This is a genomic window from Actinokineospora iranica (genome assembly GCF_900101685.1).
Classification (GTDB): Bacteria; Actinomycetota; Actinomycetes; order Mycobacteriales; family Pseudonocardiaceae; genus Actinokineospora; species Actinokineospora iranica.
Genome location: NZ_FMZZ01000015.1, coordinates 20531 through 36071, shown reverse-complemented (window position 1 = coordinate 36071; position 15541 = coordinate 20531). Strand labels below are relative to the sequence as shown.

The 15541-nt window shown below is 69.3% G+C and carries 15 protein-coding genes; 7 read left to right on the top strand and 8 right to left on the bottom strand.

The genetic code is table 11. The annotated features are described in order from the left end of the window. Positions 1 to 122 precede the first annotated feature (122 nt). Positions 123 to 1355 carry a hypothetical protein gene (locus tag BLS56_RS24795; RefSeq protein WP_091455506.1) on the top strand — a complete coding sequence of 411 codons (1233 nt, stop codon included), beginning with the start codon at positions 123 to 125 and terminating at the stop codon, positions 1353 to 1355. Positions 1356 to 1430: 75 nt separating this feature from the next. On the opposite strand, the gene BLS56_RS24790 is transcribed toward BLS56_RS24795, so the two are convergent. The 4 genes from BLS56_RS24790 to BLS56_RS24775 form a co-directional block, all read right to left on the bottom strand. Continuing rightward, on the bottom strand, positions 1431 to 2288 hold the full coding sequence (locus BLS56_RS24790) for an NAD(P)H-binding protein (protein ID WP_091455503.1): 858 nt from the start codon (positions 2286 to 2288) through the stop codon (positions 1431 to 1433). Between the two features lie 101 nt (positions 2289 to 2389). Further along, the gene (locus tag BLS56_RS24785) at positions 2390 to 3250 is read right to left on the bottom strand and encodes a carbohydrate ABC transporter permease (protein WP_091455502.1); all 861 of its coding nucleotides are present in this window, start codon (positions 3248 to 3250) and stop codon (positions 2390 to 2392) included. Next, positions 3247 to 4215, bottom strand: a complete 969-nt coding sequence (locus BLS56_RS24780) for a carbohydrate ABC transporter permease (RefSeq protein WP_091455499.1) — start codon at positions 4213 to 4215, stop codon at positions 3247 to 3249. Before BLS56_RS24780 ends, BLS56_RS24785 begins: the two co-directional genes overlap by 4 nt. 69 nt (positions 4216 to 4284) lie before the next feature. Next, positions 4285 to 5544 carry an ABC transporter substrate-binding protein gene (locus BLS56_RS24775; protein WP_228771900.1) on the bottom strand — a complete coding sequence of 420 codons (1260 nt, stop codon included), beginning with the start codon at positions 5542 to 5544 and terminating at the stop codon, positions 4285 to 4287. 324 nt (positions 5545 to 5868) lie between these two features. Between BLS56_RS24775 and BLS56_RS24770 the strand changes: the two genes are divergently transcribed. Further along, positions 5869 to 6966, top strand: coding sequence for an ABC transporter ATP-binding protein (locus BLS56_RS24770; RefSeq protein WP_091455495.1), 1098 nt, complete (start codon positions 5869 to 5871; stop codon positions 6964 to 6966). Between the two features lie 137 nt (positions 6967 to 7103). Here the strand turns inward: BLS56_RS24770 and BLS56_RS24765 are convergent, their stop codons facing one another. After that, a complete protein-coding gene (locus BLS56_RS24765) occupies positions 7104 to 8141 on the bottom strand; it encodes a LacI family DNA-binding transcriptional regulator (protein WP_091455493.1) in 1038 nt (345 codons plus the stop codon). 1 nt (position 8142) lies between these two features. Next, positions 8143 to 9747, bottom strand: a complete 1605-nt coding sequence (locus BLS56_RS24760; protein WP_091455488.1) for a glycoside hydrolase family 13 protein — start codon at positions 9745 to 9747, stop codon at positions 8143 to 8145. 300 nt (positions 9748 to 10047) lie between these two features. On the opposite strand from BLS56_RS24760, the gene BLS56_RS24755 reads away from it, so the two are divergent. Together BLS56_RS24755 and BLS56_RS24750 are read left to right on the top strand one after the other, a co-directional pair. Next, complete coding sequence (locus tag BLS56_RS24755; RefSeq protein WP_091455487.1) at positions 10048 to 10491, top strand: SRPBCC family protein; 444 nt, start codon at positions 10048 to 10050, stop codon at positions 10489 to 10491. 129 nt (positions 10492 to 10620) lie between these two features. Beyond that, on the top strand, positions 10621 to 10821 hold the full coding sequence (locus BLS56_RS24750) for a hypothetical protein (RefSeq protein WP_091455484.1): 201 nt from the start codon (positions 10621 to 10623) through the stop codon (positions 10819 to 10821). 93 nt (positions 10822 to 10914) lie between these two features. Here BLS56_RS24750 and BLS56_RS24745 read toward each other — a convergent pair whose 3' ends face one another. After that, positions 10915 to 11325, bottom strand: a complete 411-nt coding sequence (locus BLS56_RS24745) for an anthrone oxygenase family protein (protein WP_091455482.1) — start codon at positions 11323 to 11325, stop codon at positions 10915 to 10917. Between the two features lie 165 nt (positions 11326 to 11490). Here BLS56_RS24745 and BLS56_RS24740 point away from each other — a divergent pair, with 165 nt between their 5' ends. Together BLS56_RS24740 and BLS56_RS24735 are read left to right on the top strand one after the other, a co-directional pair. Beyond that, the gene (locus tag BLS56_RS24740) at positions 11491 to 12441 is read left to right on the top strand and encodes a GlxA family transcriptional regulator (RefSeq protein ID WP_091455742.1); all 951 of its coding nucleotides are present in this window, start codon (positions 11491 to 11493) and stop codon (positions 12439 to 12441) included. After that, positions 12438 to 13847 carry a DJ-1/PfpI family protein gene (locus BLS56_RS24735; RefSeq protein ID WP_091455480.1) on the top strand — a complete coding sequence of 470 codons (1410 nt, stop codon included), beginning with the start codon at positions 12438 to 12440 and terminating at the stop codon, positions 13845 to 13847. The genes BLS56_RS24740 and BLS56_RS24735 overlap by 4 nt, the downstream gene beginning before the upstream one ends. Here the strand turns inward: BLS56_RS24735 and sigI are convergent. Next, the gene (gene sigI / locus BLS56_RS24730; RefSeq protein ID WP_228771899.1) at positions 13777 to 14673 is read right to left on the bottom strand and encodes an RNA polymerase sigma factor SigI; all 897 of its coding nucleotides are present in this window, start codon (positions 14671 to 14673) and stop codon (positions 13777 to 13779) included. The genes BLS56_RS24735 and sigI overlap by 71 nt on opposite strands. A gap of 138 nt (positions 14674 to 14811) precedes the next feature. Between sigI and BLS56_RS24725 the strand changes: the two genes are divergently transcribed. Beyond that, complete coding sequence (locus tag BLS56_RS24725) at positions 14812 to 15483, top strand: NAD(P)-dependent oxidoreductase (RefSeq protein ID WP_091455474.1); 672 nt, start codon at positions 14812 to 14814, stop codon at positions 15481 to 15483. Positions 15484 to 15541: the final 58 nt, after the last annotated feature.

The window sequence follows — 15541 nt, the reverse complement described above, 5'->3', positions numbered from 1 at the left end:
TGAGGTTTTTGGGTACCGTACTGTCTCTCGGGTACGCACAAGTTTGCGTAATAGGTGAAACTCGTGAGAAGAGGCCAAGAATGGTTCCTGACAAGGCGACGCGACAGCGAAGTCGTTCGCGATTGAGGAGGACACTGACGGCGCTGACCGCCGCGGTGAGCGGCACCGTCGTGCTCACCCTGGCCGTGCAGGGCAGCGCTGTCGCGCTCAAGCCCGCCGAGCTGCCCCCGATCGGCGCGGACTCCGGCCGGTTCAACCTGCCGATCACCTGCGCCATCACGATGCCCGACCTCGGCGGAGTCAAGGTCCTCGACCTGCCGCTCAACGTCGACATCCAGGGCGTTGCCCCCACGCAACTCGGTCCCGGGCAGCAGTTCTTCCTGACCCAGGGCTCGGGCAGCATGACGTTCCCGCGCTGGCTCACCGACTTCGGCGCCACTTTCGGCTTCACCAAGGTCGACGCCGTCGTGAACCAGATGAACATCGGCGCGGCCAACGCGAGCCCGGCGCAGATCAACATCACCGAGAAGCCGATCGCCATCAAGGACATCAAGCTGGAGCAGGGCAAAGAACTGACCGTTCGCCTGCCCGTCGACCAGACCGCCACGTTCCCCGACATCGGCCCGTTCACCGCGCCCGACAGCGGTATCGTCACCCTCCAGTTCAACAGCGCCTCGGTGATGATCAACCTCAAGGCGAGCTGGGGCTTCACCATGAAGGTGAAGGCGGACTGCAAGCCAGTGGCGGGCAACGCGCTGCTGTCCATGGCCGTCGGCGGCCCGGCAGGTCTGCCGCCGCTCGCCTACCACAACGTGCCGATGAACTTCCCGCCGATTCCGGTCAACAACCAGATCGGCATCATCAACTCCCCGTACCGCTGCACGGTTCTCGACGCCCCGTTCGACGTGGGCATCGCCGTCGGCGCGTTCACCCCGCTCTCGGTCACCCGAACCGGCTCGATTGAGTTCACCGAGTCCTCCGGTGCCCTCATCATTCCCGCGGCCACTGTGGACAAGCTGCTGAAAGCGGGCATCACCAAGGCGTCCGGCCGGGTGAAGGAACTCAACCTGGTCGCCGAAGGCGGCTCGCCGAAGATCTCCAACGTCCTCGGCGACGGATTCCCCATCCCGGAGACCACCCTGGTCCAAGGCCAGGACCTGGTGGTGGAACTGCCGCCGAACGGCGCCACGCTCACCGCAGGCCCCTGGACCCCCGACGCGGGCTCCAACCACGTGAAGATCTCACTCGGCACCGCGTCCGCCGAACTCAGCTTCAACGGCGCCGCGCCCACGTCCGCCACGTGCGCGGTCCCGTCCCCGGAGGTGATCCTGCTCGACGCCCCGGTGACCGGCTGAGCTGAATCGGTGGCGCTGTTCCCCCGGCTGTCGGGCAGCCGGGGGAACAGCGCTGTCCACGAGGGAGAGTCTTGCTCAGGCGGCGAACTCGGCCGTGTGGTCGGCCGCCCATTGCGCCAGCGTCCGTCCTGGCCTGCCCAGGACCTCGGCGAAGTCCGGGCGCACCGACGGCGGCTCTTGCGCGTACTCGGCCTGGTATCCCAGGACGTACTCGGCGATCTCCCCGGGAATCCCGGCCGAGATCATTCCCGCCCGCGCCTGCCCATAGGTCTGCGCCTCGAACCGCAGGTCCCGCCCCAGCCCGGTGCCGATCGCCGCCGCCTGTTCGCGGTGCGTCAGCGCCTCCGGGCCGCTGATCGAGTACGCCCGGCCCGTGTGGCCGTCGTCGACGAGCGCGGTCACCGCGACCTCCGCGATATCCGCCTCGTGCACCGGAACCCCTACCGCGTCCGGGAAGGCGGCACGCACCACGCCTTCTGCCCGGATCGACGGCGCCCACACGTCGAGCTTGTTCGCCATGAACTCGCCGGGCCGCACGTGCGTCCAGGCAAGCCCGGACCGCTCGATCACCCGCTCCACCGCGAGGTGCGTCTCGTGGCTGCCCGGACGGCGAACCGTCACCGCGTCGGTCGACAGGAACACCACCCGACCCACACCCGACCTGACCGCGCACTCCATAAAGGACTTCGCGTGCGTCACGGCCGCCTCTTGCGAGTCCAATACGGCGAGCAGGAAGACCCCGGTCACCCCCGCCAGCGCGTCCGCCCACTCCCTCGGCCGCGCCAAGTCGCCGCGCACCACCTCCACGCCGTCGGGAAACCTTGCCCCGTCAGGGTTCCTGGTCAGCGCGCGCACCTTCCGGCCACGGCTGACCAACTGGTCCACCACCGCCCCGCCCACGGTTCCGGTCGCCCCGGTCACGAGAATCGTCACGTCGTCCCCTCAGGTTCTTCCCACTAGCCGGTCGTTTCCGACGCTAGCCACGCCGGAAACGACCGCGCACATAGAAAGTGCCCGCTATGTGACGTGGTTCACTATTTGACGCCGCCCGCGGTGAGTCCGGCGACGATGCGGCGCTGGAACAGCAGGACGAGGATCACCAGGGGAATGGTGACGATGACGCCCGCGGCCATCTGCGTGCCGAAGGGCGAGTCGAACGCCGTCGAGCCGGTGAACTGGCTGGTGATGACCGGTGCGGTCTTGAGTTCCCGCTGGTTGACCACCGACAGGGCGATGATGAACTCGTTCCATGCCGCGATGAAGGTGATGATCGCGGTGGTGAACACGCCGGGGGCGGCCAGCGGGAGGATCACCTTGCGGAACGCCTGCGCCGGGGTGCAGCCGTCGATCTGGGCGGCCTCTTCGAGTTCGAGGGGCATCTGCCGGAAGAACGCGGTGAGGTTCCAGACCGCGAGCGGGAGCGCGAAGCTCATGCTGGGCACGATCATCGCCTGGTAGGTGTTGATCCAGCCGATGCCGGAGAACAGTTCCAGCAGCGGGACCAGCAGCGAGATGCCGGGGAACATGCTGGTGGTGATGATGATCGCGAGCACGACGTTCTTGAAGCGGAAGTCCAAGCGCGCCAACGCGTATGCGGTCAGAATGCCGATGATCAGCACCAGCGCCGTCGTGGTGCCCGCGACGAAGAAGCTGTTCCCCAGGGAGCGCACGAACCCGTTGCCGGGGGCGAACGCCGCCCCGTAGGAGTCCAGCGACACCGGGCTCGGGAGCGGCGCCGAGTCGAAGATGTCGTTGGTGCGCCGCAGACTCGACACCAGCATCCAGTAGAACGGCGCCAGGCAGTACACGACGATGGCGGCGATGCCGAGATACGGCGCCCACCACCACCGGCCGCGGGTCTTGGGCTTGGCTGGGCTGGTCTGGGTGGCGGTCATCGGTTCCTCCCGCTCCTGGCTCCCACGACGTCCGCGCCGAGCAGCCGCACGAACACGAAGGCGACCACGGCGACGTAGAGGAACAGGAAAATCGCGTACGCCGACGCGGGCCCGTACTTGCCGAACTTCACCGCTTCCTCGAACGCGATGACGGTGACGGTGTCGGTGGCGTTCTTGCCCGGCCCGATCAGCGTGTAGGGCAGGTCGAACATCCGCAGGGTGTCGAGGATGCGGAACAGCACCGCCACCATGAGCGTCGGCTTCACCAGCGGCAGGGTGATGGACCAGAACGTCTTCCACGGCGAGGCGCCGTCGAGCTTGGCCGCCTCGTAGACCTCGTTGGAGATCACCTGCAATCCGGCCAGGACAAGCAATCCGATGAACGGCGCGGTTTTCCACGTGTCGGCGATGATCACCGCGAACCAGGCCTGGATGCCGTCGGTGGTCCACAGCACCGGGTCGCCGGGCAGCAGGTCGTTGGCGACCCCGTCGGCCTGGAAGATCCAGCGCCACAACAGGCCCGCGATCGCGGTGGGCACCGCCCACGGGACCAGGATGCTGGCGCGCACGAGCGCGCGGCCCTTGAACGCCTTGTGCATCACCAGCGCCATCAGGATGCCCAGGACGACTTCCAGGCTCACCGCGACGATGGTGAACGTCGTGGTGTTCAGCAGGGCGTTGCGGAACCGCTCGCCCGCGTCGCCGACGAACATGTCGGTGAAGTTGTCGATGCCCACGAACCGGTCGCCGGTCAGGCGCAGTCCCGTCTCCGGGTCGACGCCGTCGTTGCGTTGGTAGAAGGCCAATCGCAGCGCGGAGACGATCGGATAGGCGACCACCAGCCCGAGCACGAGCAGGGTGGGGGAGACCAGCAGCGCGGCCAGCCGTCCCACGCCAGCCTTGCGCCCGACCGGGGCTTTGGCGGGGGGTTCCGGGGTGATCGGCGCGTCGATGAGGGTGGCCATGTGTTCCTCCTCCAGGCGTGGGCGGGGTCGCGGCCTGCTTCGGTGTGGGCCGCGACCCCGCCCGACGACTCAGCCCTTGGTGAGCTCTTCGAGCCGGGTCTGGAGTTTGGCCAGCGCGTCGGCGCTGCTCGTCGTGCCGCTCATGGCCGAGTAGGCGGCTTCCTGGATGGCGCTGGAGACCTCCTGGTACTTCACCACCGCAGGCCGCTTCTTGGCCTTCTCGATCGACGTCTTCAACTCGGTGAGATACGGGAACTTCTCGATCAGGGCCTGCTCGTCGTACAGCGAGGCCCAGGTCGGCGCGATCGATGTCTTCTCCAGGTTCTCCCGCTGCTGCTTCTCGTCGACCATGTGCTTGATGAAGTCCAGGGCCGTCTTCTTGTTCTTCGCGAAGGAGCTGATCGCGTAGTTGTGCCCGCCCAGGGTCGACGCGCCGAGGCCGTCGAGGCCGGGCAGCGGGGCGACGGCGAACTTGCCCGCCACCGCGGACGAGCCGTCGGTCGCGTTGGCCTCGGCGTACTGGTAGGGCCACTGGCGGTGGAAGAGCAGCTCACCGGCCTGGAACGCGCGGCGGCCCTCCTCTTCCTTGAAGGTGCGGGCCTTCTGCGGAATCCGGCCGCTCTTGACGCCCTCGACCAGGAAGTCCAGGCCCTTCTTGGCGTTCTCGGAGTTCACCACGGGCTTGCCGTCCTCGCCGACGACCTCGCCGCCCGCGGAGTTGACCGCCTCGGAGAAGTTGACCGTCAGGCCCTCGTACTTCTCGAACTGCCCGGCGTAGCAGGAAAGCCCTGGGTTGGCTGGGACGATCTTCGCGCACGCCGCGTCCAGTTCGGCCCAGGTGGTCGGCGGCTGCACGCCCGCGGCGTCGAGCAAGTCCTTGCGGTAGTACAGAAGACCGCCGTCGGAGGCGACCGGGATGCCGTAGAGGCGCTTGAAGTACTTGGCTGTCTCCACCGTGGCGGGCAGCAGCTTGTCGAGCGGGAACTCCGACTCCGGCAGCTGCGTCACCCACTGGTTGGCCGCGAACTCCGCCGTCCAGACCACATCCAGGTTCAGCACGGTGTACGTGTCGGAGCCGGTCTGCGCGTTCTGCACCATCTGCTGCCGCTGCGCGTCGGCGTCCTCCGGCAACTCGATCAGCGTCACCTTCTGGTCGGGGTGCGCGGCGTTCCACCCGTCGAGCTGGTTCTGCAGGTTCCCCGACGTGTCCTTGCCGGTGACCAGCGTGATCGGCCCGACGCCATCTAACGCGGGTGGAGCGGTGGATTGTCCAGGCGATTCGGTTTCCGAACCGCACGCGCTGACGCCCAAGGCGAGGGCTGCCGCCACCGCTACGGCTCGTTTGACGCGACCTTGCGTGACCACGACGCCTCCAGAGATCGAAACAGGTACCGCCCCGCTTATTCGGTGGCGGGCCTGACCGGCTCAGTGCTAAGCGGACTGTTCACGCAAGTCGCCGACAAGGGAACGGCGCTGCCGTCGTCGTTACCGTTTCGAGACCACGATCGTGACACCTCCGTCATGAAATTGCTGCAACCCTTGCAAGGCCTCTGGTGCGCCCCGGTTCCATGGGGCATCCTGTTGCCCCAACGGCACACAGCGGTGACAGAAGTGCAGCGGTGACCGAAGTCCCGACGGCGTAAGGATGTGGCCATGGCCCAGGTCAGTTTCGACAGCGCGTCCAGGGTCTACGCGGGCTCACCGCCGGTCCGTGCGGTCGACCGCCTCGACCTGGCCGTCGAGGACGGCGAGTTCCTGGTCCTGGTCGGCCCGTCCGGGTCGGGCAAGTCCACGGCCCTGCGGATGCTCGCGGGCCTGGAGGACGTGGACGAGGGCACGATCCGCATCGGCGACCGCGACGTCACGCATGTGCCCCCCAAGGGCCGCGACATCGCCATGGTGTTCCAGTCCTACGCGCTGTACCCGCACATGACCGTCGCCCAGAACATGGGCTTCGCGCTGAAGTTGCAGGGCCTGCCGAAGGCCACCATCGCCGAGAAGGTGGCCGAGGCGGCCAAGCTGCTCGACCTGGAGAAGTACCTGGCCCGCAAACCCAAGGCCCTCTCCGGCGGCCAGCGCCAGCGCGTGGCCATGGGCCGGGCGATCGTCCGCGACCCAGCGGTGTTCCTCATGGACGAGCCCCTGTCGAACCTCGACGCCAAGCTCCGCGTTGAGACCCGAGCCAACATCGCCGCCCTCCAACGAAGGCTGGGCACCACCACCATCTACGTGACCCACGACCAGGTCGAGGCAATGACCATGGGCCACCGCGTGGCCGTCCTCAAGGACGGCATCCTGCAGCAGTGCGACACCCCACGCGCCCTCTACGACCGCCCAGCCAACGCCTTCGTCGCGGGCTTCATCGGCTCCCCGGCGATGAACCTGCACGCGGCGGCAGTCGAGGGGGACAAGATCCGCCTGGGTGGTTTGGACATCCCCCTGCCGCGCGAGTCCGCTGCCGCTGTCCACGGTTCCGGGTTGGCCGAGGTGACCTTGGGCGTCCGCCCGGAGTCCCTGACCCTGGTCCCCGCCGACACCCCAGACGGCTTCGGCGTAGTGGTGGAACTGGTAGAGGAACTAGGCGCGGACGCCCTGGTGCACGGCTCTGTCGCAGGTGAGAGCGGCGACCGACTCGTCTTGCGCGTGGATGGACGCACCCCGCCCACTCTCGGCCAGACCATCACCGTGACCGTGCGCAACCCAGAGGAACTGCACCTGTTCCACCCCCAGACCGGCGACCGCCTGGTCTGAGGCACGTTCTGCCAACCGCACCCAAACAAACTGCCAGGTGCTCGATGGGACCGAGCAGCGAACCTGCCCTCCTGCCAGGCCAACAAGCGCCCGCCGAGCCGCCCCACGAAAGCCCGGGAACCACCCCACCCCGCAAGCTACCGCGCAGAAGCCGTAGACCCCCGGACGACGAGTTCCGGCATGAAGACGTACTCCGCGTGCGGTGCCGGATTCCCCGTGACCTCTTCCAGCAGCGCGTTCACCGCGGCCTGCCCCATGGCTTCGACCGGCTGCCGCAGTGTGGTCAACGGCGGATCAGCGAAAACGATCAGCGGAGAGTCGTCGAAGCCGACCACTGAGACATCACGAGGAACCGCCAGCCCGCGATGCCGAGCCGCCCGGATCGCGCCGAACGCCATCAGATCGTTCCCGCAGATGATCGCCGTGCATCCCTTGTCAATCAACGCGTTCGCCGCAGCCTGGCCACCCTCCACAGTGAACAGCGAATGCCGCACCAACTGTTCGGCCTCTTCGGCCGAGAAGGGGAACGCAGTCCGCATGTGCTGCACGAAGCCCTCGATCTTGCGCACCACCGGCACATACCGGCGCGGCCCGACCGCCAGCCCGATGCGCTCGTGCCCCAGTTCCACCAGATGCCGCACCGCGAGCCGCATCGCAGACCGATCATCGGTCGACACGAACGGCGCCGACACCCGCTCGGTATAGCCGTTGATCATCACGAACGGCACCCCGCGCCCGGCCAGCTTCACATACCGGTCCATGTCCGCGGTCGAGTCAGCGTGCATCCCGGAAACGTAGATGATCCCGTTGACACCGCGGTCGACCAGCGTGTTGGTCAATTCGTCCTCTGTGGACCCACCGGGGCTCTGCGTGCACAGCACCGGCGTGTACCCGTCGCGGGTGAGAACCTGCTCGATCACCTGCGCGAAAGCGGGAAAGATCGGGTTGCTCAGCTCCGGGGTGATCAGCCCGATCAGCCCGGCGCTGCGCGCCTGCAGTCGGGCGGGCCGCTCGTAGCCGAGCAGGTCCAGTGCCGCCAGGACGGTCTGGCGGGTCGTGGTGGACACGCCTGCTTTGCCGTTGAGGACCCGGCTGACGGTCGCCTCGCTTACCCCGGCCTGGGTGGCGATGTCACTGAGCCGGGCCGTCGCGCCCGGCGCCGGGGTTTGCGCCATGTCACTCCTCCCACCACACCGCGGTGTCCGTCGGCAGCAGCAGGTCGGCGCTGTCCGCGGCCCAGGGACCCGAGGCGAGCAGCACATTGTCGGGGACGGGAAGCCGCGCGGGCGCGGCGCCGAAGTTTACCGCGCAGGAGAACCCGCGTCCGGTGGCCGGGTCGACCCGGTCGAACCGCAGCAGCGTGGGCTCGTCGTCGTGCCAGTGCACCGCGCGGCCCGCGCCGAGCGCGGGGTGCGCGCGCCGGTGCCGCAGCGCCGACCGGTACAGCTCCACCATGGATTCGGGGTCGCCGGTCTGCGCCTCGACCGAGAGCGCCGCCCAGTCCGCTGGCTGCGGCAGCCACGGCGTCGACCCGTCCGGCCCGAAGCCGAGCGCGCTTCCCCGCGCCGACCACGGGATCGGCACCCGGCAGCCGTCGCGGCCGCGCTCGGTGCGCAGCGACCGCTCCCAGATCGGGTCCTGCAGCACCTCGTCCGGCAGGTCGAGCACTTCGGCCAAGCCCAGTTCCTCGCCCTGGTACAGGTAGGCCGAGCCGGGCAGCGCCAGCATCAGCAGGATCGCCGCGCGCGCCCGGCGCCGCCCGGTTTCCCCATCGCCGTAGCGGGTCACGTGCCGCTGGACGTCGTGGTTGGACAGCACCCAGGTCGCGGGCGCGGGCACCGGCTCCATCGCGGCCAGCGAGTCGGCGATGACCTCCCGCAGCGCGACCGGGTCCCATTCGGTGGTGAGGTAATGGAAGTTGAACGCCTGGTGCAACTCGTCCGAGCGCAGGTAGCGCGCGGTGCGTTCGGCGCTGGCTGTCCACGCCTCGGCGACGGCGATGCGCGGGGGCTCGTAGGTGTCGAGGATCTTGCGCCACTCGCGGTAGATCTCGTGCACGCCGTCCTGGTCGAAGTAGGGCAGCGGCCGGGTGTCGAGCAGCGCGTGCTGCCCGGTCGTGCCGACGTCGGGCAGGCCGTCCTGTTTGACCATTCCATGCGCGACGTCCACCCGGAACCCGTCGACGCCCAGGTCCAGCCAGAACCGCAGCACGCTGTCGAACTCCTCGCGCACCTCCGGGTTCTCCCAGTTGAGGTCGGGCTGAGTGCTGTCGAACAGGTGCAGGTACCAGTCGCCGTCGGGCAGTCGGGTCCACGCGCCGCCGCCGAAGACCGACTCCCAGTCGTTCGGCGGCAACTCGCCCGCGACGCCGCGGCCGGGGCGGAAGACGTAGCGGTTGCGCTCGGGCGAGCCGGGCCCTGCGGCCAGCGCCGCGCCGAACCAGCGGTGCGCGGACGAGGAGTGGTTCGGGACGATGTCCACGATCACCTTGAGCCCCAACCGATGCGCGTCCGCCAGCAGCGCGCGGGCGTCGTCGAGGGTGCCGAAGAGTGGATCGATGTCGCGGTAGTCGGCCACGTCGTAGCCGCCGTCGGCCATCGGCGACGGGTAGAACGGGGTGATCCACAGGGCGTCCACGCCGAGGTCGGCCAGGTGCGGGAGGCGGGCGCGGATGCCCGGCAGGTCGCCGATCCCGTCGCCGTCGGCGTCGGCGAAGCTACGCACGTAGATTTGGTAGATGACGGCGTCCTGCCACCAGCCGCCGCGGCCGTTCTGCGTCATGGCGCTCCCTGGAGTGTGCTGTCGCTGCCGTGCCTGCGTCCGGCCGCCTGCCGTGTCGCCCGACGCTAGCAGCGGTGATACCTTGCCGAAAGGTTTTGCAGTCAAGATTCCCACCCTGGGGCCCTGCCGGGCACGCGATCATGCGTTGACCTTGGTGGGCCGACGGTGCTCGCCGTGTCTTCGGCAATTTTCGGCCATCTTTCCGCAAGTTCCAGCAAGCCCCGCGCCGTGCGACGCGCCGGTTGGGTCGTGGCTTTCGCGGGTATTGCTCGGCCGTCCGCCGAGCGAACGGGAGAAGCCATGGCGACGGTGACGAAGGTGATCGACGCTCCGCGTGAGCGGGTGTGGGCCGTCTTGGCCAACGGGTGGAGTTACGCGAGTTGGGTCGTCGGCGCCGCCCATATCCGCGCTGTGGACGCCGGATGGCCCGCTCCGGGTGCCAGCATCCACCACAGCGTGGCGCCGTGGCCGCTCACGATCGAGGACGTCACCGTCGTGCGCGCGGCGCGGCCGGGGGAGTCGCTCGAACTCGACGCCAAAGCCTGGCCGCTGGGCGCGGCCCGAGTCCGGTTGGAACTCGATTCGATCGATTCAAGTAACACCAAGATTCAAATGTCCGAATGGATAGAGCATGGTGCAGGCCGATTTCTCCCTTCCAAACTGCAAGTTGCACTGCTGGTAGCGCGTAATCGAGAATCCCTCGACCGTTTGGGTGATCTCTCTCGGGGAGATGGGCCGATGTGAACCTTGAGTCACGAAAGCGTGCGATCATGTTCACCCGATCGTGATTGCCTTGCGGCGGTCACACGGCACTATGGAAGGGTGGCCCGGCGACCGGGCCGCTCGGCGACAGGCGAAGCCCGGGGGTGGGAAATGCGCGAGAACGGGTCCTTAAAGCCGGTGGTCGATCCCGTGATCGTCGACCGGGCGGATGCGGCAGAGGCGCTTATGCGGTTCTTTCTGGCCAATGCCGATGCGAATGACCACGACGCCAATGACACGTTGGTCGAGGAAATCTGCAAGCGCTCGCGGGCGGCCCGGGCCCTGCCCTCGCCGCGCGCGGATCAGGACTGACTCGGCTGGGCGGCGGGGGGCCGTTCACTGGTAATGAACCGTCCGGCCCGGATGGTCGCCGTGCCGTATTCCGCCGCCCCGGAAAGACCGCTTTCACGCGGTGACGAACGCGGCCGAGGCCGCGGTGGCCGCGAGGGTCCGCATGTGGTTCCACGCGGTCCACCGCCGCAGATAGCCGCGCCAGTACTCGGCCGCGGACTCCGGCGCCAAGGCGTCGAGTTCGTTGTTCCACGGCACGTTGCGCGCGAAGGTGACCAGCAGCACGCCGAGCACGTAGACCGCGCCCCCGACAAGCCGGGAAGCGGCCCGGCGACCGCGAGGACCACCCCGGCCACCCCGGTGCCGAGGAACAGCAGCAGGAACAGCGGGGTGCTGATCACCCGGTTGATCGACCGCATCGCCGCCACCCCCCTGCGCGGGCGGCAGGGCGGTCAGCGCGCGCATCACGAACACCGAGAACGCGAAGAAGACCCCCGCCATCACCCCGCTCGTGACCGCCGCCACCGCGACAGAACGTCCGTGCGCCCACGGTAGGGCGTGTCCTGCGGAGCACGGTAAGCGGGAACCGCGTGCCGGAACCTGTCAACGCCGGGGCGCTGTGCCTGATCCGTCCGGTGAGTGGCCTACGCGACCCTCGTCGGTGCAGGTGGGCCGACCTACGGTGGCGGGGTGCGAAACACGGGGAAAGGGTCCGGCCGGGTCGTCGTGGTCGTGGTGCCCGAGGTGAATCTGCTCGACCTGGCCGGTCCGGTCCAGGTGTTCGACACCGCCGCCCACCTGGGCGGGGACTACCGGCTGGAGCATGTCGGCGCCAGCGCCGGGGCCACATCGGCGCAGGGCCTCGCGCTCGCCGGGCTCGCGCCGCTGCCGAGCCTGGCCGCGGGCGACCTCGTCCTGATCCCCGGGCCTCGGCTGCGGGCAGACGGACCGCTTGCCCCCGCCGCCGTGGTCGACTGGCTGCGGGCAGAGCGGAACTCGGGGGCGCGGTTCGCGTCGGTGTGCAGCGGCGCGGCCGTCCTGGGCGAGGCGGGCCTGCTTGACGGCAGGCGGTGCACCACGCACTGGGATCTCATCGAACCCATGCGGCGGCGCTATCCGAACGCGCACGTGCAAGAGGCCGTGCTCTATGTTCACGACGGCCCGGTCAGCACCAGCGCGGGCATCGCCTCCGGCGTCGACCTGGCCCTGTCGCTCGTCGAGCGCGACCACGGCCCGACGCTCACCGCCGCCGTCGCCCGCCACCTCGTGGTCTACCTGCGACGCGACGGCACCCGGTCGCAACTGAGCCCCTTCCTGTGCGACCGGGGGCATCTGGACTCGGCCGTGCACCGGGTGCAGGACCACATCGCCGCCCACCTCGATGCCCGCCACACCCTGGCCGACCTGGCCGAAGTGGCGCACCTGTCCCCACGCGGCCTGACCAGAGCCTTCACCACCGCGATCGGTATGACCCCCCTGGCCTACCGGCAACGGCTACGCCTCGACCTGGCCAGCATCCTCCTCACTGAAACCGACCTCCCCGTCGAAGCGGTCGCCACCCGCTGCGGCTTCGGTGACGCCCGGCACTTGCGCAGGCTGTACGCGGCCCGCTTCGGCACCTCTCCGGCGGCCCACCGATGACCGCCGCGCGTGGTCGTCGGCTGGTGGGTGCGCTGTGGGTTCTCTTGGCGGTCGTTCTGGCCGTCGCGGCTTTCGCCGGGCTGTGCGGGATCGGGGTCGCGGTGACCATGGGGCAGAGCTTCCGAGCCGAGGCGCCGGTGGCCGCATGGCCCGCGTCCCGCCCGCTCCCGCCGGACCGCAAGATCGTCGCGGTTGTGGTGGGCCGCACCGGTTCCGTCGCCGCCGACGTGCTGGCGCCGTTCGAGGTGTTCGCCCGGTCCGCGGCGTTCGCGGTCGTCACCGTGGCCGACGAACGCAAGCCCGTCGCCCTTTCCGGTGGGCTGGCGTTGCTTCCCGACCGCACCTTCGCCGAGCTGGCGAGCGGACCGCGGCCGGATGTCGTCGTCGTGCCCGCTGTCGTGGACCCGACCGGCGCCGAGGAGGCGGCCGCCCGGTCGTTCGTCGCCGACCAGGCGGCGCGGGGCTCGACGGTGCTCGGCGTGTGCGTCGGGGCGGAACTCGCCGCCGCGAGCGGCGTGCTCGACGGACGGCGCGCCACCTCGTTCTGGGACGCCGTCGACGGCCTCGCCGAGGACTACCCGGCGGTGGACTGGGTGCGCGGCAAGCGTTACGTCGAGGACGGCCCGATCGTCACCACCGCGGGCGTCACCTCAGGCGTCGTCGGCGCGCTGCGGGTGGTCGAACGGCTCGCGGGCCCGGCTGAGGCGGCGCGGATCGGCGGCGACCTCGCCTATCCCGGCTGGTCGCCGACGGCAGCGGTGGACATTCCCGAACGCGACCTGGCCCTGTCCGACGCGCCATACGCCCTGAACGTCGCGTTTCCGTACTTCCGCCCCACCATCGGCATCGGACTGGCCGATGGCGTCGGCGAAGTCGACGTCGCGTCCGCTGTGGAGGCTTATTCTGGAACGTCCTTCGCCGCGGACGCCGTGCCCGTGGCGCTCCATCCGACGATCACCACCCGGCACGGGCTGGTGCTGTTCGCCACCACCGACGCCGACGTGGACCGGGTCGTCGTGCCTGGGGCCGTCACCGACCCCGGGCTCTCCCGCTGGGCCGCCGACCGGGGGCTGTCCGCCGAGTTCCCGCACGCGGACCGGGCGCCCGGCGAGTTCAGCCTGGACCCGCTGCTGCGCGACGTCGCCGCCACTGCCGACCGGGCCACTGCCCGCGTCACCGCGAAGTTCATCGAATACCCCGACGCCCACCTGGACCTGACCGGTCCCGCCTGGCCGTGGCGGTCGACCTCGCTGGCGGGCGTGGCCCTGGCTCTGTCGGCGGGCGTCGGGTCGGCTCCGCTCCTGCTCCGGCGACGGTCTCGGCAAGCGGGCGCGGTCAGCGTCCCCGATCCCAGCGCGCGAGGTCGGCGAGCGTCTCGGGATCGGCGTCGACCTCGATCTGGGTGATCAGGTCGTCCACCACGGTCAGGCTCATGACCGCGAACAACCTGCGGTCGTAGTAGGCCAGCACCGTCGGACGGCCCGCCACCGGATGCGACACCAGCACCGTGCCCCGCCGGTGGTAGTGCCGCAGCAACGTCTTCGCGACCAAGTCGCGGCCGTGGTTGGTCCGGCGCCGCGCCGACCCGAAGTCGGCCGCGCCCCACACCTTCGGATGCAGGACACCCGAGAGGGCGTCAAGGTCGCCGTTGGCACAGGCCGCGATGAACGTCTCGGTGACCGTCCGATGCTCCGCCCGCCCCACCTCGTTGACCTGGACCGGCGCGTCGGCGATCTTCCGCCGCGCCCGGAGCGCCAGCTGCCTGCATGTGGCCGTCGTCTTCCCCAGGGTCTGCGCCACCGCGTCGAACGGGGTCTGGAAGACGTCATGCAGCACGAACGCCACCCGCTCGGCCGGGCTGAGCCGCTGCAACACCACGAACAGCGCCAACCGCACCTCGTCGTCCAGGGTGACCCGGTCCGCCGGGTCCACCGGCCGCACCTGCGCCACCGGCTCCGCCGAGTCCACCACCCCGACGTCCTCGACCCGCTCCCGCCGCGCCTGCGCGGACCGGATCTGGTCCAGGCACAACCTGCTGGTCACCACCGTCAACCACCCCCGGTCGTCGCGCACCTCCCCATCGCCGGTCTTCGCCAACCGGACAAACGCCTCCTGCGCGACATCCTCGGCCGCCCCCACATCCCCGAGCATCCGAAACGCCAGATCAACCAGGTACGAGTGGTGCGTCCGCCACGCCACCGCGATCCGGTCGCCGATCGCCCCTCCGGTCACACCCCAACCCCCTTCACGACACGTCCCACACATCAAGGACGGGACAGCACCCGGGAAAGTGACCGCCCCGCCTGTCACTTTCCCGCGCCCAAGATCGTCCTGTCTTCGTAGGGGTTCCACCACAACCTGGGAGACACAGTGAAACTCACCATCTTCGCGGCCACCGGCGGCATCGGCAGGCACCTGTTGGAACAGGCCATCGCCGGCGGCCACGACGTGACCGCGGCGGTCCGCAACCCCAAGAACCTGTCCGCAGACGTCCGCACGGTCAAAGTGGACCTGTCCACTCCCGACCCAGCCATGCTCGAAGCCGCCGTCACCGGAGCCGACGCGGTCCTCTCCGGCCTAGGCCAACGCGTCAACTCCAAGACGGACGCGGGAATCGCCACCACCGGCACCCGGGCCATCATCGAAGCCATGGTGGCCACCGACGTCCGCCGCATCCTGGTCGTGAGCGCCGCCCCGCTGTCCACGATCCCGTCTCCAGCCCGCCCCGATGCCCCCAAACACGACCCGGCGGAAGGCTTCCTCACCCGCCACGTGCTGACCCCCGCCATCAAAGCCGTGCTCCGCAAGCGCTACCACGACCTGGCCCTGATGGAAGACCTACTCCTCGACAGCGGTCTACAGTGGACAGTCGTCCGCCCGCCCCGCCTGACCGACAAGCCCACCACCGGCAACTACCGCACCGCCTACGGCCACAACCTCCACCGAGGCGACACCATCTCCCGCGCCGACGTGGCCCACTACATGCTCGACGCCATCAACCGCCCCGAAACCATCGGCCAGGCAGTAGGAATCGCCTACTAGCCACCAGCCCCACTAGCTCACAGGCTCGAACCTGCTGCCAGGTGCCAGACGGGGTGGA